Source organism: Sphingomonas sp. VDB2, from assembly GCF_047946695.1.
Taxonomy (GTDB): Bacteria; Pseudomonadota; Alphaproteobacteria; order Sphingomonadales; family Sphingomonadaceae; genus Sphingobium; species Sphingobium bisphenolicum.
This window is the reverse complement of sequence record NZ_CP159615.1, coordinates 2,489,655-2,511,043: the sequence shown is the minus strand read 5'-3', so window position 1 is coordinate 2,511,043 and position 21,389 is coordinate 2,489,655. Positions and strand designations below refer to the sequence as shown.

The following is a 21,389-nucleotide window of genomic DNA, read 5'->3' as shown; positions in this document are numbered from 1 at the left end:
CCCCCGACCGGCTGATCAAATCATCCGCATCGCGGCTGTTTCGTTTGCGGACTATCCGCCATTCTGCGGAAGCTTGCAGAGACGCGCCTTGCGCACGAGCGATCCGGTCACGTCCAGGCCGGTATCAGTCGCCGTCAGCACAGCCGCCGCCGTGCATCAGCCGTTCGGGTTCATGCCTGCGCGGCTGCGGGTGATCAGGTCGTCCGCATCGCGGCCCTGCTGGTCACTGATAGCGCGCCATTCTGCATTGGTCTTGCAGATGCGCTCGCGGCGCACCAGCGACCCGGTGACCTCCAGGCGCTTGCAGCGCACGGCGTTGGGATCGTTGCGATCCAGCTTGGGTTTGTCTTCCGCCAAAGCGGGCATGGCGATGGCAAACAGACTCGACGCGATTACTGCTTTCAAAACTCGCACTTATTATCTCCCAGGAACGCGGCTGAAACGATAGGTCGCCGGTCAGGCGGGCTCCATCATTCTGCCGTCGATCAGATGCTCGCCGCGATATCCCTCGTCTTGCTCGCATCGGCCGTGGCATAGAATTGCTTCAATAATCGCTGTTCTTCAAGCGACAAATGCGGATTCCATACGTCGAAGATCAACAACACGCGCAAATGATCGCTCTCGTTCCATGCTTCATGCTCTATCGTGTCGTCGAAGGCGAAGGCGACGCCTTCTTCCCATGCCCGTGTTTCGCCGCCCACCCGAAAGAAACAGCCGGGCGGCACGACGAGGGGCAGATGGACGATGGCGCGGCTGTTGGTGACGCCAGTATGCGCCGGAATCCGGCTGCCGGGCTTCAGCAGCGAAAAGAAGGCCGACGGCGCGCGGCCAGGAATGTCCGCTCGCGGCAATGCCTCCAGCGCCGCGATCGTCTGTGGACAGGCGGCGCAGACCGCTTCGTTGCGCACGCCATATTCCCACAGGAAGGATGCGCCCCAGTCGAGTGATCCATCGAGCGCCGTCCATATATTGTCCGGCGTCCCGCTATCCTGCCGCACATAGGGACGGATATTTCCTCCGTCGCGGGCGACCATCGCCATAAATTCGCCACGGATCACATCGGTCTGCGCTTCCAGTTGCGCCATCCAGGGAAAATGGGCGCGATCGAAAAATTCGTCGGCGGGCAGGAAGGGGTAATGCAGACCCGAACATTGGTTCTGATAGACGGTGCGCCGTCCGAACTCGCGGTCGAGACAGGCCTGGAAGCGCCGCCGCGCCAACGGATCGGCAGCGCCCAACTGATCGGCCAGTCCCGTTTCGACAAAGGCGGCGAAGCGCGCATGATGATCGCTGACGAAGCGGCGAGCTTGCGCCAATATCTCTGCCAGCGCCGGGGGAATGTCGGCCATGCCGGTAGTCAGCGCCAGCACCTTGCCCCAGCTTTCGGCCGCACCCTGCGCCTCGCCCAGCCGTTGCTGCAGTTCCGCCATGCGGATTTGCGCCGTCAGGTTGCGTTGCTCGATCGCTATCGCCCGGTTCAGTGCGGCCCGTTCCGCCTCCGCCGCGCCCAGCCCGCGTTCGGCCGATGCGACATTCATCCACAGAGCGGCTTCCCCCGGATCGGCCTGCGCCGCCGCCCGGAATTGGATACCCGCCGCGCTGAAGTCGCGCCGGTCGAGCGCGATCAGTCCCATCAGGTTGAGCGCCTGCGGTTCGTTCGGGCTATGGCGCAATGCTTCGCCCAGCGCACGCTCCGCCTCTCGGGCCCGCCCATGGCGGCGCGCCTCCACAGCCTGCTGCAACAACCGCCCCACCGTCACGTCCATAAAGTGCCCCTGACCTCTATTCCCTATCGCTATCAGAAGCCTAGGCGCTGGCAAGTGGGGGGACGTCCGCACGGCTTGTGCGGGAAACACACGCATGCCAAGGCTGACGCATGAGCGCCTCTCTCCCATCGATCCGCGACGTCATGCGCAGCGCCCAATGGCTGGCGCACCGCTATGATCCGAACCATGACGCTTTTCATCTCCTGCCGGTGCCGCGCGAACGCCATGCCGCCATTCCCTTCCTCACAGACGAATATCTGGGCGATCTTGGTCAACCTCTAGTGGTGCGCCGCGCCGAGGCCGTCGAACAGGCGAGGGCGCCGGCGCCCGCCCATTTCCTCTTCCATTCGGCCTATTGCTGCTCGACCCTGCTCGCCGCCGCGTTCGACCGGCCCGGCGTCGCGATGGGACTCAAGGAGCCGGTGCTGCTCAATGATCTGATCGGCTGGCGTCATCGCGGGGCGAAGGGGCCGGATGTCGCGCGGGTGCTCGATGATGGACTGCGGCTGCTCGCGCGCCCGTTCGCACCGGGCGAGGCGGTGGTGGTCAAGCCGTCCAACATCGTCAATCCGCTGATCCCAGGCATCATGGCGTTGCGGCCGCAGGCGCGCGCGCTGCTGCTCCATGCCCCGCTCGACGCCTATCTCGCCTCGATCGCGCGCAAGGGCATGTGGGGGCGCCTGTGGGTGCGCGATCTGTTTGGCAAACTGCTGCGTGAAGGGATGCTGGCGCCGCTGGGCATCGCACCCGACGATTATCTCGGCCTCACCGACATCCAGGTGGCTGCGGCCGGCTGGCTGGCGCAGCAGCGGCAATTTCAGGACATCGCCGGCAAGCTGTGTGACCGGGTAGCGACGCTCGACAGCGAAACGCTGGTGGAACGCCCGGGGGACAGCCTGGCGGCGCTCGCCGGCCTGTTCGATCTGAGGTTGGACGGCAGCGCGATCGACGCCATCGTTAGCGGTCCGATCTTTGCCCGTGATGCCAAGAGCGGGGCGGGTTTCGCGCCCGGCCAGCGCGCGCGGGCGGCGCAGCAGGGCCGCAGCCTTCATGGCGAGGAGGTGGATAAGGTTGTGCATTGGGCGCGTGTCCTGGCGGACAATGGCGGCATCGCGATGACGCTGCCCAATTCGTTGCTCGACTGAGCAACCGACTGCTCCAACGCACGGCGCGGCCCTCTCCTTCGAATAGCCCGAAAAAAGGGGCCGGTGTTTCCACCGGCCCCTCCTTTTTGATGGCTGACGCGTGGCTTAGAAGCGGAACTTCGCAGCGATCGCGTAGCGACGGCCCAGCGCGTCGTAGGTCGACGGATAGACGTTGCCGCTGTTGTAGCTGGTCGAACCGATCGTGTTGCCGACCACCTTGGGCTTGTTGTTCAGAATATTCTGAGCCGTCAGCGTGATGGTGATCTCGTCCGAAACATGGAAGCGGCCGGTCAGGTCGAAATAATGCTCGGCCTTGATCTTCCGGAACTTCGGATCGACGATGCAACCGCCTTCATCGGTGGTTTCGTAGTTCGGGCAACCCTGGTCGTCGAGCGGCAGAACCGTGCCATCGTCATCCAGATTCGCGGCCAGAGCAGCGGCCATGTCGTCGGCCATCTGCTGCGGCTCGAACTTCACCGTGTCGATGTAGCGCCAGAGCAGCGAAACGTCGACCTTCTCGAAGGACAAAGTGGTGCGCTGCGAGAACTGCCACTTGGGCTGGATCGACGCGCAGTTGACCGAATAATAGCCCACGCACTCGCGGTTCAGGGAAACCGAGGTCGCCTGGAACTTCGAGCTGTTGGTCCAGTTGCCGGTCAGGCTGAGCGCGAGGTTGGCGAAGCCGATATCCTTCTGGTAGTTCAGCGAGAAATCGACACCGTCGGTGCTGAGCTTGCCCAGGTTCGAGGTCACCAGCGACAGACCAGGGGTCGTCGCCGCTTCACCGAACAGTTCACCGGTCAGCGGGTTGCGGCGGATCGCGGTACAGGCCGGATCGGTCGCGCTGGAGGCGGTGATGTTGTTGAAGCAAGCGCCGATCGCGTCGCCCGGCGTGGGCGAAGTGATCGCGTCGGTGATCTTGATGTTGTAATAGTCGATCGTCGCCGAGAAGCCACGCAGGCCCGACGGCTGGAAGACTGCACCGATGGTCCAGCTGTTCGACTTTTCAGGCTTCAGCGCCAGATTGCCGCCACCGGTATAGTTGACCTGACCGGCCGGATCGTTGGTGATCGCGCCGATGGTGGTCGCCGGAGCGCCCTGCGCGATGCAGACCGCGGCCAGATTGGCGTTGCCGAGCGGTGCCGAACCCGAGCAAGGATCGGTGCCAAGGTTGGTCAGCAGGGTGTTCACGGGCGCAAACAGTTCGGCGATGTTAGGCGCGCGAACGGCATGGGCATAGTTGCCGCGGATCTTGAAGCCGTCCACCGGGGTCCAGCTGCCGCCGGCTTTCCAGGTCGTGGTCTTGTAGGACGGGTTGCTGGGCGCGTCGACGCTGTACTTCGAGTAGCGGATGCCGGTTTCCAGGGTCAGATCCTGGAAGAAGGGCTTGTCCTGAACCAGCGGCAGTACGAGTTCGCCGAAGGCTTCATAGACGTCATAGCCGCCCGCAATGTTCGGAGCCGCACCGCCGGCGCCGCCGAGGTCACCCGACTGCGAGAGAAGATCCGATTCCTGCGAAGCGGCATATTTGCGATATTCGCCGCCGATGGCGAAGGCGACCGCGTCGCTCGCCCAGGGCGCCGACCAGCCGAAGTCGCCGTTGATGGTGGCATTGGCCTGCGCCAGCGAGGTCTTGGTGACGACCTGGCTGTTGGCGTTCAGGAACGCGTTCATTTCCGGCGTGATCGAACCATCGGGGCCGAACACGTTCAGCGGCACGCAGCCGTTCGACGTGTCGAGGCAGTCGGTGGTGCTGGTCGCCTGCAGCGCCTGACGCACGCGCGAGTTCAGCCAGTAGCCCTTCTGGGTCTGGGTCTGCTCGCTCTCGCCATAGGCGCCCGAAACGTCCCAGCTGATCGTGTCGGTGATGCCGCCACGGAAGCCGAGCTTATAGTCGAAGAAAGTGGTGGTGAATTCCGAGATACGCGGCCCCAGCTCGGTCGCGCGACGCGACAGGGCGGTGGTGACTTCACGATAGTTCGGGTCGTTCGGATCGGTGGCCGTCGCCGCTGCGGCGCACTCTGCGGCCGTGTACAGCGGGGTGTAGACGCCCAGGGCGATGTTCGCAGCCGAGGCCGTATTGCGCTGGCAGAAGGCGTTGCGCTGCGCCGTCGTCAGGAACGGGTTGCTGAGCGGGATATCGACGGCGATGCCGAAGGCGCCCGACGGCGCGATGATGGTCTTGACGGTGTTCTTGGAGAAAATGCCGCGCGTATAGGCTTCGACCGCGTCGCTGACTTCGTAACGACCGGCACCGAACATATTGAAGCGTTCGAACGGCGTCTGGAAGACGTTATACGGATTGAAGTTGAAAGCGTCGAACGCGGTGGTAGGGCGGAAGGCGGTGCCGTCGGCCGTGATCTGGCGCGTGCCGTTGCCGGTCGCGGTGCCCGACGGGTTGGTGCCGGTGAAGCGCGACGGGCTCGACGTGCCCGAACCGCCGATGGCGCCGCTGTAGGAGTCGATGTTGAAGACCGAATAGTCGCGGCCGCCCTGATAGACCGGGTCCGACTGCTGATAGCCGATCGAGAAGACGACATTGCCCTTGCCGTCGTCGAAATTCGCGCCGAGCGTGACGTCGGCGCGGAAATAGTTGCCGTCGCCTTCTTCGGTCAGCTGGTTCGAAATCGTGCCTTCCAGCCCGGCGAAGTCCGACTTGGTGACGAAGTTCACCACGCCCGAGATGGCGTCCGCGCCGTAGGTGGTCGATGCGCCACCGGTCAGCACGTCCACGCGCTCGATCAGGGCGACGGGAACGTTGTTAAGGTCGAAACGACCGTTCAGTTCGGCGGGGACCAGGCGGTCGCCGTCGAGCAGGACGATGTTGCGGTTGGAACCCAGGCCGCGCAGGTTGACGAACGAAGCGCCGCCGTTGCCGTTGTTGACGGCCGAACCGATGCTGGGAACGATGCCCGGAATTTCACGCAGAATATCTTCCGCGGTGTTGTTCTGCTTCAGTTCGATCTGGTCGGACGTGGTCGCGGTGACCGGCGTCGAACGCTCCAGGTTCGGGTTGCGGATCAACGAACCCGTAACGATGATGGTGTCGCCGGCATCGGCTTCCGCCGTCTGCGGCGCGTCCTGCGCGAATGCAGCCGTCGCGATCAGCGACGCGCCCAGGATCGCCGGTGCGGCGCTGGCACGCAATAGTGCCCTCTTCGAAAATATTTTCACGGTTCCAGTCCCTTGCTCTGGAGTTTGGCAGATAGCCTGCCACATAAGTGGCCCGTACGAAGGGATATGGTGCCCGACAGCGATCCCCCCGTATGGATGCGACGAAACTGCGCGGGCTTCGGGGCGCTGTAAAGCGGGGGAAAAGGGACATGGCCGCTTTTGAAGGCGGCTGTATCATAAATGCAACAAGGTGGGCGCGCCGCTGTTTTACGGCCGTATTGCAAGAAAATTACACGAAGTTACAAAAGGATGTAGCAATCATACATCATGAAGTGGATAGCCGACCTATTGTGGCGTTTGAGACGTCCGGTATCGGCGAAGACTGTCATATTGACGTCATATCCCGCGGGTGCATGTTAGTGGCGACACAGGGTTCGGAAGAGGAAGCACGAATATGAACGGCAAGCAGGGCTGGATTTTCGTAACCATGCTGTGCCTTGTGGCGGGGGCGGCCCAGGCGGCGCCACAGCGGCAGCAGCCCCGGCCGGAAATCTTCACCAACCTGCTCCAGTGTCGCGCCATAACGGACAATGCGGAGCGGCTCGCCTGTTTCGATCGGCAGGTCGGCGCGATCGACGCTGCTGCCCAGCGCGACGAGGTGGTGGTGCTCGACAAGAGCGAACTCAACAAGACGCGCAAGACGCTGTTCGGCTTCTCTTTCCCCAAACTGCCTTTCCTCGGCGGCGGCGATGACGACGGCGGCGACAAGCCGCAGGAAGAGGGCGTCACCCATATCGATGCGGTGATCGCGTCGGTCCGGAGCCTGGGCTATGGCAAGTGGCAGATTGTCTTGGAAGACGGTGCCCAATGGATGACGACCGAAGCGGTGACCGGGCGCGAACCCAAGCCCGGCCAGAAGATCGAATTGAAGCGCGCCGCCATGGGCAGTTTCATGGGCAAGCTCGAGGGCGGGCGAGCAATTCGTATGAAGCGGGTCAGTTGACGCTTATTGCCGCCAGCGGGAGCCGACGACGGCTTGCTGCGCGCCGAATCTAAAGCCCGTTCGGCATCGGCCCGGCGAGCAGCATCGGGTCGATCCGCGCCTCGTTCCATTTCATTCCCCAATGGAGATGCGGTCCGGTCGCGCGCCCCGTGGCGCCGACCGCGCCGATGCGTTGCCCCTGGGCCACATGGTCGCCGACCCTTACGTCGATCCGCGACAGGTGCAGGAAGGCGCTGTTGAGGCCATGGCCATGATCGACCATCAGCAAATGTCCTTCCAGCGTGAAGGGTGTGTTGGCGGCGGCGAGGATTACCACGCCGTCAGCGGGGGCCATCACTGGAACGCCAGTCGCGCCCGCCACATCAACGCCGCCATGATAGGCGCCGGGCGTTCCCTGATAGACGCGCTGTGATCCGAACAGCCCGGATATTCGCCCTATTCTCGGCCAGACGAAGCGCTGCCGCCAGCCCTGCGCGTCGGTTACCATCGCACGCGCGTTGGCGATCGCCTCCAGCTCCGGCTTGCGCAGCGCCAGAAACGCCTCTGTGCTCTTGGTGGGCCGCATCGGCGCGTCGATCCGCTCGATCCGCCAGGCGCGTGGCCCGACGGTCAATGCGCGTTCGATCGTCCGTCCATCAGGCAGGCGCGCAGTGAGGCGCGCGATCGGCGGGGCATCCCGGTCGAAGGCGATCAGGAAGCGGCCGTCGGCGTCCACTGGCACCAGTTGCGCATCCAGCTTCAGCGCGACCGTACCGGACGGCGCGGTGCCGACCAGCGTGCCGCCCTGCGTCGCCGTGCCGGTCAGCTGAAAATCGGTCTGCATCGTCCCGGAGCGGGGGCCGGGCTGCGCGACGGCCGTTCCGGCGCAGGCCAGCAGCAGCGCCAGGCCGATCCGCCTCATCGCGGCCCAAGCGCCTTCAATTCCGCCTGTACCGACGCATCGGCATTGGCATAGGGTTCCTGCCGGGCGATGCTCCAGTAGCGCAGATCCTCCAGCGCGATCTTTCGCCCGGTCACGGCGCACAGGACATGGTCGCCCGCCTGCAGCACACGGAAACTATAGGGCATGTAGTGGAGCCGGGCGATCCGGTCGCGATTGGACATCAACATGGGTCAGGCCTTTCTTCGCTCGATCAGGAAAATAGATCCTGCTGCGGCGTTTCGTTCGCCTCGCGCGGCTTGCGGGCGGGCCGCGGTGATGATGGGGATATAGCGACGGGCGGGCGCTTCTCAAGCGGCGGCTTATCGCCGATGGCGGCCTCCACCGTCCCGTCCTTGAAATGCAGCGTCACCTGGCCAGCCGTCTGCGCTGCGGCCACAGACTGCACCAGACGCCCTCGCGCCATCACCCGCGCATAGCCCTTTTGCAGCGGACGATCGGGATCGAGCGAGGCGAAATGGCGCGACATCCGGTCGAAGGCGATCGCGCGATCGGACAAAGCGCGTTGCAGATAATCGGGACGCAGCTTCAGCCGGTCGAGTTGTTCGCCCGCGCGCTGGACATGCTGGCGCAGCAGGGCCGGCCGCAATGCGCCGCCCGCTTGCCCCAGATGCGCGCGCGCATCGGCCAGCCGATGGCGCAACCCGCTCACCAGCCCGTCGGACAACTGATCCAGCTTTTGCCGCTGGGGGCTGAGCAGCATATCCGGCGTCGGCATCAACCGCGCCTGCATCTCCAGCCGCTCCCTGGCCTGCGCCGCGCCACGACGCACCGCGCGTCCGGCCCGCAAACCCATCTCGCCGAGGCCCGCCAGCAATTCCGCCCGTACCGGAACCGCCATTTCGGCGGCTGCGGTCGGCGTGGGTGCGCGCCGGTCGGCGGCATAGTCGCACAGGGTCGTGTCCGTCTCATGCCCCACCGCCGAAATAATCGGAATCGTGCAGTCGGCGACAGCGCGCACGACGATCTCTTCGTTAAAGCTCCACAGATCCTCGATCGACCCGCCGCCGCGTGCGACGATCACAAGGTCCGGCCGGGGCGTTGGCCCGCTGCCGTCCATCGCACTGAAGCCCCGCACCGCCCGCGCCACCTGTTCCGCCGCGCCCTGACCCTGCACCAGCACCGGCCACACGAGGACATGGGTCGGGCAGCGATCGGCGAGCCGGTGAAGGATGTCGCGGATGACGGCACCGGTCGGCGACGTCACGACGCCGATCGTGCGCGGCAGGAAGGGCAGCGCCTTCTTGCGCTCGACCGCGAACAGCCCTTCGCCCGCCAGCTTGGCCTTCAGCTTCTCCAGCAGCGCCATCAGCGCGCCTTCGCCGGCCAGTTCCATCCGTTCGATGACGATCTGATATTTGGACCGGCCGGGATAGGTTGTCAGCTTGCCGGTGGCGATCACCTCGACGCCGTCCTGCGGGAAAAAGGCCAGCCGCTGTGCGCCACCCTTCCACATCACCCCGTCCAGCACCGCATTCTCGTCTTTCAACGCCAGATAAAGATGCCCCGACGCCGCTCGCTTGAAGCCCGAAATCTCGCCGCGCAGCCGGACATGGCCGAATCGATCCTCGACCGTGCGCTTGAGCATGCCCGACAATTCGCTGACGCTGAGCGGCGGCGCGTTGTCCCCTGCGCGTTCCTCCGCTAACAGGCGGCCCGAACTGTCATAGGCATCAAATTCCGGGGACATGGGCGACATGAACATCCTTCTGCTTGGCGGCGGCGGCCGCGAACATGCGCTGGCGTGGAAACTGGCGCAATCGCCCCGGCTCGATACGCTCTACGCCGCGCCGGGCAATCCGGGCATAGCCGAGCATGCCACGCTGGTCGACCTCGACGCGACGGATCATCGCGCGACGATGGATTTCTGCATCCGCCATTCGATCGGGCTGGTGGTGATCGGGCCGGAAGCGCCGCTGGTCGATGGCCTTGCCGACAACCTCCGCACCATGGGGGTGCCCGTTTTCGGTCCCAACAAGAAAGCCGCGCAGCTTGAGGGGTCGAAGGGTTTTACCAAGGATTTGTGCCAGCGCGCGAACATCCCCACCGCCGCCTATGTCCGGGTCACCAGCAAGGATGGCGCGCTCGCAGCGCTCGACGATTTCGCGCTGCCGGTGGTCATCAAGGCGGACGGGCTGGCCGCGGGCAAGGGCGTCATCATCGCCGAAACCCGCGACGAAGCCGTCGAAGCGCTCGACACCATGTTCTCTGGCGCATTCGGCGCGGCGGGCGAGGAAGTGGTGCTCGAAGAATTCATGACCGGCGAGGAAGCCAGCTTCTTCGCGCTGACAGACGGCAGCGCGATCCTGCCCTTCGGATCGGCGCAGGACCACAAGCGGGTGGGGGATGGCGACACCGGCCCCAATACCGGCGGCATGGGCGCCTACAGCCCGGCCCGCGTGCTGACGCCGGAACTGGAGCGCCAGGTGATGGAAACCATCATCCGCCCGACCGTCGACACCATGGCGGCCGAAGGCATGCCCTATTCGGGCGTTCTCTATGCCGGCCTGATGCTGACCGCCAAAGGGCCGAAGCTGATCGAATATAATGCCCGGTTCGGCGATCCCGAATGCCAGGTGCTGATGACCCGTTTCGACGGCGACCTGATCGATCTGCTGCTTGCCGTGGCGCAGGGCCATCTGGCGGAACAGGGGCCGGTCCAGTTGGCGGACCGCGCCGCGCTTACCATCGTCATGGCGGCCAACGGTTATCCCGGCACGCCCGACAAGGGCGGCGCGATCGACGGGATTGACGCAGCGGAAAAGGACGGCGCGAAGATTTTCCACGCCGGCACCACGGAAAAAAATGGCGTGCTGATCGCCAATGGCGGGCGCGTCCTCAACGTCACCGCGACCGCAGATACGGTCGGCGCGGCACAGGTCGCGGCTTATGCCGCGGTCGACGCGCTCGACTTCCCGACCGGCTTCTGTCGTCGCGATATCGGCTGGCGGGAGGTCGCGCGCGAGGCGCAATAGGCCATGCCCTTGCAGCGCGTGGCAAACCGTCCTTAAATAGCGTCAGGATTTGGCAGGGGAGACGGAGCGCGATGCAGGAATTCTTCATGGACTATGGACTGTGGCTGCTGGTCGCGCTGCTGGTCATCATCGCGCTTGTCTTCCTGCTGTCGGGCAAGCGCAAGGCGGAGCAGCCGGTCGAACCGGCCGCGCCACCCGCTCCGGTGGCCGCCCCCATCGCCGCACCGCCCCCGACGCCGACGCCCTTCGTCGATCCGATCATCGCGGCGCCGGTCGCTGCGGCCCCGGTCGTGGTGGAGCCTGTCGCCCCGGTGGTCCCCACAGAACCGGTCGTGCCAGTCACGTCCGTCGATCCGATTGTCGAGCCGGAACCCATTCCCGTATCGCCTGCCGTCGCGGCGGTCACGGATGAGCCTGACGACCTTCTTCGCCTCAAGGGCGTTGGCCCCAAGCTCAAGGCGTTGCTCGTCGAACTGGGCGTCACCCGCTATGCGCAGGTCGCGGCCTGGGGCGATGCCGATATCGCTGCGATCGACGCGAAGCTGGGCAATTTCAAGGGCCGCCCGGTGCGCGATCAGTGGGTCGATCAGGCCAAATATCTCGCCGCCGGCGACATTGCCGGCTTCGAAGCCAAATATGGCAAGCTCTGACATGATCTGAGGAATCAGGCCGGCTGCGGCGCGACGTCCGACGGTTCCGGCGCGACCATGTGTACGCGCGGCGCGGGTGCGCTGCCGACCAGCCGACGAATCAGCGTGCTTGGCGCGAACAGGCGGCTGGCGAGCAGCAAGATCAGGATCGAAAGCGCCAGCGTCGCCATCGCGCTGGCTCCGCCCGCCAGCGCGGCCCCCATCACCAGCGGGTGCCAGAGGTAGAAGAACAGGCTGTCCCGGCCGATCCGGTTGAGTGGGGCGAAGGACAGGCGCAACGCCGACAGGCGGGGCAGCAGCGCGATCAGGCCCAGGCACATCATCAGCCGCGCGGGAACATAGGCCAGCCCGTTGCCGCTGCCCCGAAGGCCTGCCCACCAGGTGAGGCCCAGCGCCATGACGAGCAGCGCGATGCCCAGATAGCGCGTCGGCAATCCCTTCTCCGCCATCAACATACCGAAGAAGAAATACACCGGAAAACGCAGGAAACGGCTGTCGGGAGACATCAGGCTGATCCCGACCGGGCCGTGGTCAAGACCAAAGCCATACATGGTCGCCAGGCTGATCGGCGCGCCGATCGCCAGCAGCAGCAGCGGCGGCAAGGGAAGGAGGCGCGTCACCAGGATCAGGAAGAAGAGAACCGGCACATACCAGAGGTGGAAAGGCGGGCGCAGCATCAGGTCCAGCGGGGTGATCCAGGACACGGACCAGCCGCTCACCAGCAGATAGACGATGAGGGCGACCAGCCACGGCAGCAACATGCGCTCGCCATAGCGGCCCAGCAACACCCCCGTCTGTTCTGTGCGGGTGCGGGTGAGGTTCAACAGATAGCCTGATATGCCGATCATCAACGGCATCCGGAATCCCGCGCCGATCCATAGCGCCAGATGCTGCTGATGGGCAAGCTCCATGGCATGCCCGGCCATCACCAGAAGGATCAAGACCCCCTTGAGAAGGTCGATCGACGGATTCTTGCCCACGCTGATAAACCCCCGGCCCCGTATGAGCCTGCGCCATCTGTACTTGCAAACGCTTTAAAATATGTGGTGAACGGATAATGTGCCGAACCGTTGTGGATGGTGTTTCCGCCGAAATAGCGCCATTCCGCCCGCTACTTGGAGGTTGTCCTATTGCGAAGCATCGATTCCTCGCCTCTCGCCAAGCTCCTGACGGCGCTGCTCGTCTTCGCCGTGATCCTTGTCGGGTGGCGGCTCTATGGCCGCTATCGAGAATCCACGGCGACCCTGCCTGACAACATGGCCGCAGCGGGCAATTGCACGCTTTGGTTCGTCGGCAGTTCCTCGATCCATCGCTGGACCAGCCTCGATCGGGACATGGCGCCCTGGGCGACGGAAAATCGGGGAATCAACAGTGCGACGCTGGCGGACATTCTGCCGCGCTTCGCCAATATCAAGCCCCGCGAGGGGCGCCCGCGCGCACTGATTTTCTACGTCGGCGAAAATGACATTGCCAATGGCGTGCCCGTCCGCACGGTGATGCGCCAACTCGCCAGCCTGTTCGATCTGCGCGACCGGCTCTTGCCCGATGTGCCGGTACTGCTGCTGTCGGCGAAGCCCAGCCCCGGCCGGGCGGCCTTCCTGCGCGAACAGCGCCTGTTCAACGCGGCGGCGCAGCAATTTCTGCCCCATATGCGGGTGGCCTATTATGGTGACATCACGACACCGCTCTTTGCCGGGGGCGTAATGGGCGACAATTATCAGCGTGATGGGGTGCATATGAATGCGCGGGGCTATCGCATCTGGGCCGAAGTCGTGCGCCAACGCCTGCGTGACATCCTTCCCCCCCAAGTGACGCACAATTGCGCGCCATAGCGCGGCAGCGGGGGGCAGGAACCAGCGATTCTCCCACCGTTTCGCGGAAGCAATAGCAGTCGTTCTTGGGATCACAGGCAGCTTGGCCTTGCCGAACGTGCCTTGCGGCTGGGCGAAGGGGAAGTGCCGGCGCTAAATAGATTGTTCGAGCCCGCTCAGCCGATCGCGTCCACCAAGGCACGCGGGATGCGCAGCAACGATCCGTGACGTGCGCCCGTCGGCATGGCCAATCGCGCGCTTACATCGGTCCACCGCATCATGTCGCGAGTCATCGCCGCGCCCCAGCGACCTTCCTTGTAGATATCATAATAGCAGAGCAGCGCGTCGCCGATCCGGGCCGTCATGGGGCCCTCGACCCAGGCGGGAGAAAAGGGCGGGGACAACGGGCCGAAGGGGCCGGTGGGGCTGTCCGCCTTAGCGACCTGCAGCCATTTGCGCGGCGGATCGACCGTCTCGTCCTTCACCACCAGCCAGAGGTCGCCTGCAGGCCCCCGCGTGAAGCTGCCGTCGATCACGCTGAAACCGGGGTCGTAGAGCGGCTGGGCCGGGGCGAACGTCTCGAAATCCGTCGTGCTGCTGTACCAGAGTCGATGATTATAGGCTGATTCGGATGTACCGGCGGTTTCGGTGAAGCGGCCGGTGACGGTGCTGGACCAGAAGATGTCGTATCGCCCAGTGCGGGGATCGCGGATCGCCTCGGGCGCCCAGCAATTGCGCGCGCCGGGTACGTCCGCCATCACCGGAATGGCCCTTTGCGCCGACCAGTGGACCAGGTCGGCGCTGGTCGCATGGCCGATCGTCACGCCTTTCCAGGCCGTGGTCCATAACAGATGATAGGTCCGGCCGTCATGGAAGAGAAAGGGATCGCGCAGCAGTTTCTTCTCGCCCACCTGCGGAACCAGCAAACTGCGCCCGCCCGCCAGCGGACGAAAGGCGAAGCCGTCGTCGCTGACGGCGAGTTTCAGGCCGTCGGCTTCGCCTGTTTGGCCGGTAGTGAAATAGGCGAAGACCAGCGGGTCCTTGTCCTGTGCCATGCGCCGGGTGGCGCAACTCGTCAGCGCCAGCGCGCCAAGGCCCAGAGCGAAATCGCGCCGCCTCACCGGTAATCCTTCGCCATTTGGCGGTAGATATCCAACAGCGGATTGGCGACATAATCGTCACCATGGCCCATCGGACCAGTCGATTCCGGCTGGACCGCCACTGCCGGCTGCCCGGCGATGCCGCCGGGTGCTTCGGCGCTGTTCAGCCCTTGCGCAATCAGGTCTGGCTTGGCCCCTTCGCCGGCATTTTGGCCGTCCTGGTCGAAGATGGCCTCCTGATGCCGGGTCGGCTCCCAGATGAAGGCGCCCCAGCCATGTCTGGCCGGCAGGGCGTGGACCAGATCGTTGATATAGCGCTTGCGGCTGGAATATTCGGCGACCAGCAACCCCTTGTCGGGATAGCGTTTTACGAACTGCGCGAAGGTCGTCGCCCAGTCGCCCTGCGCGCGTTGCTGGTAGCAGGAAAAGCCGATGACGTCGAAATCGACCTTCCGCGCGACCAGCGCGTCGGTCCATTCGCGTACGATCGGCCAATGGCGGCCCAGATGATTATGCAACTGGATCGCAATCGCCGGTTCGGCCCGCCGCGCCCCGGCGATTCCGGCGCGCAGCAAGTACGCAAAAGCGTCGAACCCGCCGACTGCGCCGACCTTCGCATGATTGGCGTCGGTGACCGGATTGCCGGTGGGGGTGGATAATTGCACCTGGCCAAGCGGCCAGAGGATGCCGAAGGTCGTTTCATTGCCGATCACCGCCATGTCGACCGGCGCGCCGCCCGCGCGCATCGCGACCAGCGTGTCATGGGTGTGGGTGTCGACTGCCTTGGCAAGCTGCCCGAGATCGTAGCCTTCCCAGGCCGCGGGGACGCCCTGATGCTCGGGGTCGGCCCATATGTCGCTATAATGGAAACTCAGGACCAGATAGAGGCCGGCCTCCCGAATGCGCCGCCCCAGCATGATGGCTTGGGCCAGGCCGGCCCAGGCCTTGTCCGGCTCGCGCTTGGCATAACCCTTCGCCGGATCGACGAAGATGCGCAGCCGGATCGCGTTGAACCCGGCATCGCGCAGCAGCAGGATCGGGTCTTTCTGTACGCCATCCACGAAATAGCGCGCGCCCGCGGCCTCATCCTCGGGAATCCAGCTAATGTCCGCGCCGATCAGATAGGGGCCGGGACGGGCGCCCCGGCGCGTCGCCGCCTTGGTCGGCAACGTCAGCCCAAGGCTCGCAAGTCCCGCCGTAGCCAGCGCCGTTCGCCGGTCGAATGAGGGCATCGTTTCTCTCCTTTGCTGTGGACGGGGCAAGTCCTCCTCCCGACAAGCCGTGCTCCTGCGCAGGCAGGAGCCGAGTTCCAATCTCGCTGCCTGCCCAGGCAGGCGCGCCCCTTCAGCGCGCCAGCCAGCCGCCATCGACGGCCAGCACATGTCCATGGATATAGCCCGCTGCGCTGGATGAGAGGAACACGGCGGCTCCGCCGATGTCGCTGGCCTCGCCCCAATGCCCTGCCGGGATGCGCTCCTGAATCTGTCGATTGCGCTGTTCATCGGCCTGCAGGGCGGCGGTGTTGTTGGTGGCGATGTATCCGGGCGCGATTGCGTTCACATTGATGCCCTTGGACGCCCATTCATTCGCCAGCAGCTTGGTCAGGCCCGCCACGCCACTCTTGGCCGCGGTATAGCTCGGCACCCGGATACCGCCCTGGAAGGACAGCAAAGAGGCGATGTTGACGATCTTGCCCGATCCTTGGGCGATCATATGTCGCCCCGCTGCCTGACATAGGAAGAACAGCACCTTGAGATTCGTGTCGATCACTGCGTCCCAGTCCGACTCGGTGAAGTCGACGCTGTCGGCGCGGCGGATGATCCCGGCATTGTTGACGAGGATGTCGAGCCCGCCCAGCGCTGCAATCGTCTCGTCCACCACGCGTTGCACCGGCTCGATATTGGAAAGGTCGGCGGAGACGATCTCCGCCCTGCGGCCGAGCGCACGGACCTGCGCGACGGTCGCTTCCGCGGGCGTGCGACCCACCGCGGCGATGTTGGCGCCTGCGGCGGCCAGCGACAGCGCGATCGCCTGGCCGATGCCGGTATTGGCGCCGGTAACGATGGCGACTTTGCCGGTGAGGTCGAAGGGGGTGGTCATAGAGATCCTGTTCCCCCTCCCTTCAGGGAGGGGCTAGGGGGGGCGTGTCGGAAAGGGGCTTCATGGACATGCCCTCCCCCGATCCCTCCCCGAAGGGAGAGGAGATTCAGGCCAGCTGGCAGATATCCAGCACATGCATGTCGGTATAATCCTGATTCTCGCCCGCCATCGCCCAGATGAAGGCATAGGCCCTGGTGCCGCTGCCCATATGCACCGACCAGGGCGGGGAGATCACCGCTTCCTCATTGGCCATGACGATGTGGCGCATCGCTTCGCCCTCACCCATATAGTGAAAGACGCGGTCGGCCGGGCCGTCCAGCTCGAAATAAAAATAGATTTCGCTGCGCCGCTCATGGATGTGCGGCGGCATGGTGTTCCACACGCTGCCAGGCTTCAGCACGGTCAGCCCCATGACCAGCTGCGCGCTGTCGCAGATGCCGGGGATGACGAGCTGGTAGATGGTCCGCTCGTTCGATTCCTCCAGGCTGCCGCGCTCCAGCGCATTGGCGTCGGCGATGCCCAGCTTGCGGGTCGTGAACGCTTTGTGCGCCGGGCAGGAGGCGAGATAATAGCGCGCGCCCGTACCGGCGAACTCAACGTCCTTCGCGCCCATGGTGACATAGAGGCAATCCTTGTTGCCGAGGGTGAAGACTTCACCATCGACGGTCACCATGCCTTCTGCACCGCTCACATTGACGATCGCCAGTTCGCGCCGCTCCAGAAAGGGATGGCCCGCCGCCGACGCCGGCTCGCTTTGCACCGGTAGCTTCACCGGCGCATCGGCCACCGAAACGCCGCCGATCACGAACCGTTCGGCATGGGTGTAGTTCAGGACGCATTCCCCGTCGCGGAACAGGCCGCCGATCAGATAGCGGTCGCGCAATTCCTCGTTCGATACGCACTCCATCATGTCCGGGTGCGTCGCATAATAGGTCTTGTCGAACATCGGGGGACTCCATCGCAGGCATTTTGCCCCCTTATAGCGGTCGACGATCCAAAAGTAAGCGTTTATTCCCTGAATGTGGAATTGAGGTCCGACATGCGGTCAATTCTGCAAGAGAATGACATGCAGGAAGCGCGGGCCGTGCGCGCCGCGGACATAGGTGCCTTCGATATCGGTGGTGCCCGATACGCCGGTGACCCAATAATGGGCGCGGGGTTGCGGGCCGGCCAGCGGCGCATCTTCAAGATAGGGCGCGATGTCGCGGACGGCCAGCAGCACGATATGGTGCAGCGCCAGGAAATTGGGCAGCATCGGCGCAGTCGGGCTGGTCTCGAAAATCAGTGATCCGGTCTCGGCGATCCCCTTGCGCGCGATGGCGAGGACGGCGGCTTCGTCGGCCGCGGCGCTTGCGTGGAGGGCGAACCCCTTCCAGTCGATAGCTTTCAGGCGCGGATCGGGTGGCAGGCAGAGTGTGAGCGCTTCACCCTGTTCCGCAAGATAGCGGGCAATGGCGGCGGGCAGGTCCGCCATTGCCCTGATGACGTCATGGCTGGCATTGACACTGGGCAAGGCGAGCCGGGAGAGAAATTCCGCTTCCAGCGCCGTTTCGTCCACTGCCGGACGCTCGGGCGCGACCAGCAGCAGCGCCATGGCTTCCGCCCGGTCTGGCGCCGGCCCTTTCAACCGGCCGAGGATCGTGCCGCGGGCGTTCATGGGCGGCGTTCCTTCTGATATTGCGCCATGAAGGTCCGGGCGGCGGGCTTGGGCATATCGCGATCACGGGTCCAGCCGCCGGCCAGCGGAAGTTTCGCGATCCAGCCCTTCGTCCCCAGCAGCCGCAGCGCCCGGACGGCGATGCCGGTGCCCAGCCGATAGAGCCGCGGCCGCATGGCGACCCAGGCCCACAGGCCCAGCCCTGCGCGGATCGATGCCGGCTCCAGCCCTTCGCGCCAGCTTTTCTCGCGCCAGCCTTTCAGCAGGGTGGGCAGCGGGATGCGCACCGGGCACACCTCCTGGCACTTGCCGTTGAGGGTGCAGGCATGGGCCAGGTCGCGATTGGGCGCCAGCCCGTCCAGCGCCGGAGTCAGCACCGCGCCCATCGGCCCTGGATAGGTGCCGCCATAGGCATGGCCGCCAATCTGGCGGAAGACGACGCAATGATTCATGCACGCGCCGCAACGAATGCAACGCAGCATCTCCGCCAGCCCTTCCTCGCGCATTTTCGTGCGGCCATTATCGACCAGCACGATATGCATCGCGTCCGGCCCGTCGCGGTCGCCCGCGCGCTTCGGTCCGGTATAGAAGGTCGTATATTGGGTCAGCGCCGCGCCGGTCGCCGAACGCGCCAGCATGCGCAGCATATGGATGGCGTGCGGCGTGGACGGCACGATCTTCTCGATCCCCGCCGTCACGATATGGACGCGCGGCGGCACCAAAGACAGTTCGGCATTGCCTTCATTGGTGACGGTGCAGACCGCGCCGCTATCCGCGATCAGGAAATTCGCGCCCGATATGCCGACGTCCGCGCCCAGCATTTGCGTGCGCAGTTCCCGCCGGGCGCTTTCGGCCATGGCGGCGATCGTCTCTTCCTCATGCGGACTGCGATGCCTGGCCTTGAACAGCGCCGACACCTGTTCGCGAGTCTTGTGCATGGCGGGCCAGATGATGTGCGACGGGCGCTCGTCGGCCAGCTGTATGATATGCTCGGCCAAGTCGGTTTCGACGCGGTCGATCCCGGCCTCGGCCAGCGCATGGGGCAGGCCGATTTCCTCGCCCAGCATCGATTTGGATCGCGCGACGCTCCCTGCGCCTGCCGCCTTGCAGATATCGATGACGATCTTGCAGGCTTCGTCGGCGGTTTCGGCCCAATGCACCTTTGCTCCCGCAGCGATCGCATTCGCCTCGAACTGCTCCAGATACGCGCCCAAATGGGCGATCACATGGTCCTTGATTGCTGCGGCGCGGGTTCGTGCGGCCTCGAAATCGGGAAAGGCGTCGATGGCGATCATACGCTTCGTCTCGGCCGTGCCCGCCGTGCGTTCGACCGCGATCTTGAGGATCGGATCAGCCAGCGCCGCGTCGGCGCGCTCCTTGAAACCGCTCACGCCTCTTCTCCGATCGCCGGCCCGTCGCCCATGCCGGCGATCAGTTCGATCGCATGATAGGCGCGCACCTTGCTGCCCTTGCGATGCAGCTTCCCCGCGATGTTCATCAGGCAGCCCAGATCGCCTGCCAGCAGCAGGTCGGCCCCGGTCGCGTCGATCGCGTCCGCTTTCTCGCCGACGATCGCGTTGGAAATGGCGGGATATTTGACGCAGAAGGTGCCGCCGAAGCCACAACATGTCTCCTCGCCGGCCAAGGGCGCGAAGGTCAGGCCGTCGATGGTCCTGAGCAGCCGGCGCGGCTGCGCCTTGATACCCAGTTCGCGCAGTCCCGAACAGCTATCATGATAGGTCGCCCTTGCGTCGACGCTGACGCCCTGGGGCGTCCAGCCGCAAGTCTGGTCGAGATAGGCCATGACCTCCCATGTCTTCGCCGCCACCGCCTGCGCCCGCGGCAGCCAGACGGAGTCATGCGCGAAAATCTCGGGATAGTGGCAGCGGATCGTCCCTGCGCAGGAGCCGGACGGGATGACGACAGCTTCATAAGGTTCCAGCGCTGCGATCGTCTGCTTCGCCAGCGCAGCGGCATGGTCCCGGTCGCCGCTGTTGAGCGCGGGCTGGCCGCAGCAGGTCTGCCCCTCGGGCACGACCACGGCGCACCCTGCCGCCTCCAGCGCGCGGATCGCGGCGAACCCGATGCGCGGCCGCATCATGTCGACAAGGCAGGTGACGAAAAGGGCGACGTTTTTGGTCATATTATGTGGCGTTTCGCGAAATCGAGGAACAGGTCCGGCCAGGGCGCGGGCGCGGCGGGCGAGGCGGCCAGCCCGAAGCCATGGCCGCCATTTTCGAACAAATGGCATTCGGCCGCTATCTTGCGTGCGCGCAGCGCCGCCAGCATCGCCAGGCTGTTCTCGACCGGCACGGCAGGATCGTCGATCGCATGGGCCAGGAACACCGGCGGCGTGTCTGCGCTCACATCCTGGTCGAGCGAATAGGCACGCATCCGCGCTGGGGAGGGATCAGCGCCCAGCAACTGGGTACGCGATCCCTGATGGACGAACGGCCCCTCCATCTGAATGACGGGGTAGAGATAGGCCGCGACCGCCGCCTTGATCGGCTCCCGGTCGGCGGAATCGACCGGCTTGTAGCTCTCCACCGGCGCGCGGCTGGTGAGCCAGGCGGCGAGATGCCCACCCGCCGAAAAGCCCATCACCCCGACCCGGTTCGCCTCGAAGCGCTCGCGGACACCCAGCGCCCGCACCAGCCGCAGCGCGCGCTGGGCATCCTGCAACGGGGCCTCCGCTCCCGCCGCCCATCCGTCGCCGGGCAGGCGGTAGAGCAGCGAGAAGCAGGCATAGCCCGCCTCCGCGAAGCGCCGGGCCACATTATATCCCTCATGACCGATGGCGACCCGGCTATATCCTCCGCCGGGGATCAGCAATATCGCCGCGCCATTGGGATTCTCCGGCCGCAGCAGCGTCAGAGTGGGCGTCACGACATGGGCGAAGACGCCATCGTCCGGGCCGCTGTCGGGCCGGCGCAGCGTCTCAACCTCCTGCACTTGGACGGTATCGCCGCCGGGCGCCCGGTCCGGCCAGATCGGGAAACGTTCGAACCCCGCGGGCAGCGGGAAGGGACCGGTCTTCACCGTCTGGCCCAATGCCGGACTGGCCAGTCCGGCGCTCGCCATGGCGCCGGCGATCAGGGTGCGGCGGTCGATCGGGTTCATGGCCAGTC

Annotated in this window: 20 protein-coding genes; 5 read left to right on the top strand and 15 right to left on the bottom strand. The window is 65.1% G+C overall.

Going from position 1 to position 21,389, the window contains the following annotated elements; translation table 11 throughout:
- Positions 1-156: 156 nt before the first annotated feature.
- Positions 157-366 (bottom strand): hypothetical protein, encoded by a 210-nt coding sequence (locus tag ABT375_RS12510; RefSeq protein WP_224546566.1) that lies wholly within the window; start codon positions 364-366, stop codon positions 157-159.
- Positions 367-485: 119 nt separating this feature from the next.
- Positions 486-1,766: an aspartyl/asparaginyl beta-hydroxylase domain-containing protein gene (locus ABT375_RS12505; protein ID WP_224546565.1), complete on the bottom strand. Its 1,281-nt coding sequence runs from the start codon at positions 1,764-1,766 to the stop codon at positions 486-488.
- A 110-nt stretch (positions 1,767-1,876) separates the two neighbouring features.
- On the opposite strand from ABT375_RS12505, the gene ABT375_RS12500 reads away from it, so the two are divergent.
- The gene (locus ABT375_RS12500; protein ID WP_416462704.1) at positions 1,877-2,911 is read left to right on the top strand and encodes a hypothetical protein; all 1,035 of its coding nucleotides are present in this window, start codon (positions 1,877-1,879) and stop codon (positions 2,909-2,911) included.
- 105 nt (positions 2,912-3,016) lie between these two features.
- Here ABT375_RS12500 and ABT375_RS12495 read toward each other — a convergent pair whose 3' ends face one another.
- Entirely contained in the window at positions 3,017-6,085 is a 3,069-nt protein-coding gene (locus ABT375_RS12495; RefSeq protein ID WP_416462702.1) for a TonB-dependent receptor plug domain-containing protein, read from the bottom strand.
- A 394-nt stretch (positions 6,086-6,479) separates the two neighbouring features.
- Here ABT375_RS12495 and ABT375_RS12490 point away from each other — a divergent pair, with 394 nt between their 5' ends.
- The gene (locus tag ABT375_RS12490; protein WP_224546562.1) at positions 6,480-7,028 is read left to right on the top strand and encodes a type VI secretion protein; all 549 of its coding nucleotides are present in this window, start codon (positions 6,480-6,482) and stop codon (positions 7,026-7,028) included.
- 49 nt (positions 7,029-7,077) lie between these two features.
- Here the strand turns inward: ABT375_RS12490 and ABT375_RS12485 are convergent, their stop codons facing one another.
- From ABT375_RS12485 to xseA, 3 genes are read right to left on the bottom strand one after another with little or no spacing between them, the layout of a single operon-like run.
- On the bottom strand, positions 7,078-7,929 hold the full coding sequence (locus ABT375_RS12485; RefSeq protein ID WP_416462700.1) for a M23 family metallopeptidase: 852 nt from the start codon (positions 7,927-7,929) through the stop codon (positions 7,078-7,080).
- On the bottom strand, positions 7,926-8,138 hold the full coding sequence (locus ABT375_RS12480) for a DUF2093 domain-containing protein (protein ID WP_224546560.1): 213 nt from the start codon (positions 8,136-8,138) through the stop codon (positions 7,926-7,928). The genes ABT375_RS12485 and ABT375_RS12480 overlap by 4 nt, the downstream gene beginning before the upstream one ends.
- Positions 8,139-8,161: 23 nt before the next feature.
- Complete coding sequence (xseA, locus tag ABT375_RS12475) at positions 8,162-9,658, bottom strand: exodeoxyribonuclease VII large subunit (protein ID WP_416464898.1); 1,497 nt, start codon at positions 9,656-9,658, stop codon at positions 8,162-8,164.
- Positions 9,659-9,665: 7 nt separating this feature from the next.
- On the opposite strand from xseA, the gene purD reads away from it, so the two are divergent.
- Both purD and ABT375_RS12465 read left to right on the top strand, forming a co-directional pair.
- Complete coding sequence (gene purD, locus ABT375_RS12470) at positions 9,666-10,943, top strand: phosphoribosylamine--glycine ligase (RefSeq protein WP_224546558.1); 1,278 nt, start codon at positions 9,666-9,668, stop codon at positions 10,941-10,943.
- 71 nt (positions 10,944-11,014) lie between these two features.
- The gene (locus ABT375_RS12465) at positions 11,015-11,593 is read left to right on the top strand and encodes a hypothetical protein (protein WP_416462698.1); all 579 of its coding nucleotides are present in this window, start codon (positions 11,015-11,017) and stop codon (positions 11,591-11,593) included.
- Between the two features lie 14 nt (positions 11,594-11,607).
- On the opposite strand, the gene ABT375_RS12460 is transcribed toward ABT375_RS12465, so the two are convergent.
- Positions 11,608-12,573: an acyltransferase family protein gene (locus tag ABT375_RS12460; protein WP_416462696.1), complete on the bottom strand. Its 966-nt coding sequence runs from the start codon at positions 12,571-12,573 to the stop codon at positions 11,608-11,610.
- A 150-nt stretch (positions 12,574-12,723) separates the two neighbouring features.
- On the opposite strand from ABT375_RS12460, the gene ABT375_RS12455 reads away from it, so the two are divergent.
- Complete coding sequence (locus tag ABT375_RS12455; RefSeq protein ID WP_416462694.1) at positions 12,724-13,425, top strand: GDSL-type esterase/lipase family protein; 702 nt, start codon at positions 12,724-12,726, stop codon at positions 13,423-13,425.
- 155 nt (positions 13,426-13,580) lie between these two features.
- Here the strand turns inward: ABT375_RS12455 and ABT375_RS12450 are convergent, their stop codons facing one another.
- From ABT375_RS12450 to ABT375_RS12415, 8 genes are all read right to left on the bottom strand, one after another.
- A complete protein-coding gene (locus ABT375_RS12450) occupies positions 13,581-14,525 on the bottom strand; it encodes a glycoside hydrolase family 43 protein (protein ID WP_416462692.1) in 945 nt (314 codons plus the stop codon).
- The gene (locus ABT375_RS12445) at positions 14,522-15,736 is read right to left on the bottom strand and encodes a glycosyl hydrolase 53 family protein (RefSeq protein ID WP_416462690.1); all 1,215 of its coding nucleotides are present in this window, start codon (positions 15,734-15,736) and stop codon (positions 14,522-14,524) included. Before ABT375_RS12445 ends, ABT375_RS12450 begins: the two co-directional genes overlap by 4 nt.
- 112 nt (positions 15,737-15,848) lie before the next feature.
- Positions 15,849-16,604: a 2-dehydro-3-deoxy-D-gluconate 5-dehydrogenase KduD gene (gene kduD, locus ABT375_RS12440; protein WP_416462688.1), complete on the bottom strand. Its 756-nt coding sequence runs from the start codon at positions 16,602-16,604 to the stop codon at positions 15,849-15,851.
- Positions 16,605-16,710: 106 nt separating this feature from the next.
- Positions 16,711-17,550 (bottom strand): 5-dehydro-4-deoxy-D-glucuronate isomerase, encoded by an 840-nt coding sequence (gene kduI / locus ABT375_RS12435; RefSeq protein WP_416462686.1) that lies wholly within the window; start codon positions 17,548-17,550, stop codon positions 16,711-16,713.
- 99 nt (positions 17,551-17,649) lie between these two features.
- Positions 17,650-18,261 (bottom strand): LUD domain-containing protein, encoded by a 612-nt coding sequence (locus ABT375_RS12430; RefSeq protein WP_416462684.1) that lies wholly within the window; start codon positions 18,259-18,261, stop codon positions 17,650-17,652.
- Positions 18,258-19,652, bottom strand: a complete 1,395-nt coding sequence (locus tag ABT375_RS12425) for a lactate utilization protein B (protein WP_416462682.1) — start codon at positions 19,650-19,652, stop codon at positions 18,258-18,260. Before ABT375_RS12425 ends, ABT375_RS12430 begins: the two co-directional genes overlap by 4 nt.
- Positions 19,649-20,404: a (Fe-S)-binding protein gene (locus tag ABT375_RS12420; RefSeq protein WP_416462680.1), complete on the bottom strand. Its 756-nt coding sequence runs from the start codon at positions 20,402-20,404 to the stop codon at positions 19,649-19,651. Before ABT375_RS12420 ends, ABT375_RS12425 begins: the two co-directional genes overlap by 4 nt.
- Positions 20,401-21,381: an alpha/beta hydrolase gene (locus tag ABT375_RS12415; RefSeq protein ID WP_416462678.1), complete on the bottom strand. Its 981-nt coding sequence runs from the start codon at positions 21,379-21,381 to the stop codon at positions 20,401-20,403. Before ABT375_RS12415 ends, ABT375_RS12420 begins: the two co-directional genes overlap by 4 nt.
- Positions 21,382-21,389: the final 8 nt, after the last annotated feature.

Coding starts and splice junctions, on each gene's coding strand:
- ABT375_RS12510 (WP_224546566.1), bottom strand. CDS start 366: ATGCCCGCTTTGGCGGAAGACAAACCCAAGCTGGATCGCAACGATCCC.
- ABT375_RS12430 (WP_416462684.1), bottom strand. CDS start 18,261: ATGAACGCCCGCGGCACGATCCTCGGCCGGTTGAAAGGGCCGGCGCCA.
- ABT375_RS12420 (WP_416462680.1), bottom strand. CDS start 20,404: ATGACCAAAAACGTCGCCCTTTTCGTCACCTGCCTTGTCGACATGATG.
- kduI (WP_416462686.1), bottom strand. CDS start 17,550: ATGTTCGACAAGACCTATTATGCGACGCACCCGGACATGATGGAGTGC.
- ABT375_RS12490 (WP_224546562.1), top strand. CDS start 6,480: ATGAACGGCAAGCAGGGCTGGATTTTCGTAACCATGCTGTGCCTTGTG.
- xseA (WP_416464898.1), bottom strand. CDS start 9,658: ATGTCCCCGGAATTTGATGCCTATGACAGTTCGGGCCGCCTGTTAGCG.
- kduD (WP_416462688.1), bottom strand. CDS start 16,604: ATGACCACCCCCTTCGACCTCACCGGCAAAGTCGCCATCGTTACCGGC.
- ABT375_RS12445 (WP_416462690.1), bottom strand. CDS start 15,736: ATGCCCTCATTCGACCGGCGAACGGCGCTGGCTACGGCGGGACTTGCG.
- ABT375_RS12480 (WP_224546560.1), bottom strand. CDS start 8,138: ATGTTGATGTCCAATCGCGACCGGATCGCCCGGCTCCACTACATGCCC.
- purD (WP_224546558.1), top strand. CDS start 9,666: ATGAACATCCTTCTGCTTGGCGGCGGCGGCCGCGAACATGCGCTGGCG.
- ABT375_RS12500 (WP_416462704.1), top strand. CDS start 1,877: ATGAGCGCCTCTCTCCCATCGATCCGCGACGTCATGCGCAGCGCCCAA.
- ABT375_RS12465 (WP_416462698.1), top strand. CDS start 11,015: ATGCAGGAATTCTTCATGGACTATGGACTGTGGCTGCTGGTCGCGCTG.
- ABT375_RS12485 (WP_416462700.1), bottom strand. CDS start 7,929: ATGAGGCGGATCGGCCTGGCGCTGCTGCTGGCCTGCGCCGGAACGGCC.
- ABT375_RS12505 (WP_224546565.1), bottom strand. CDS start 1,766: ATGGACGTGACGGTGGGGCGGTTGTTGCAGCAGGCTGTGGAGGCGCGC.
- ABT375_RS12415 (WP_416462678.1), bottom strand. CDS start 21,381: ATGAACCCGATCGACCGCCGCACCCTGATCGCCGGCGCCATGGCGAGC.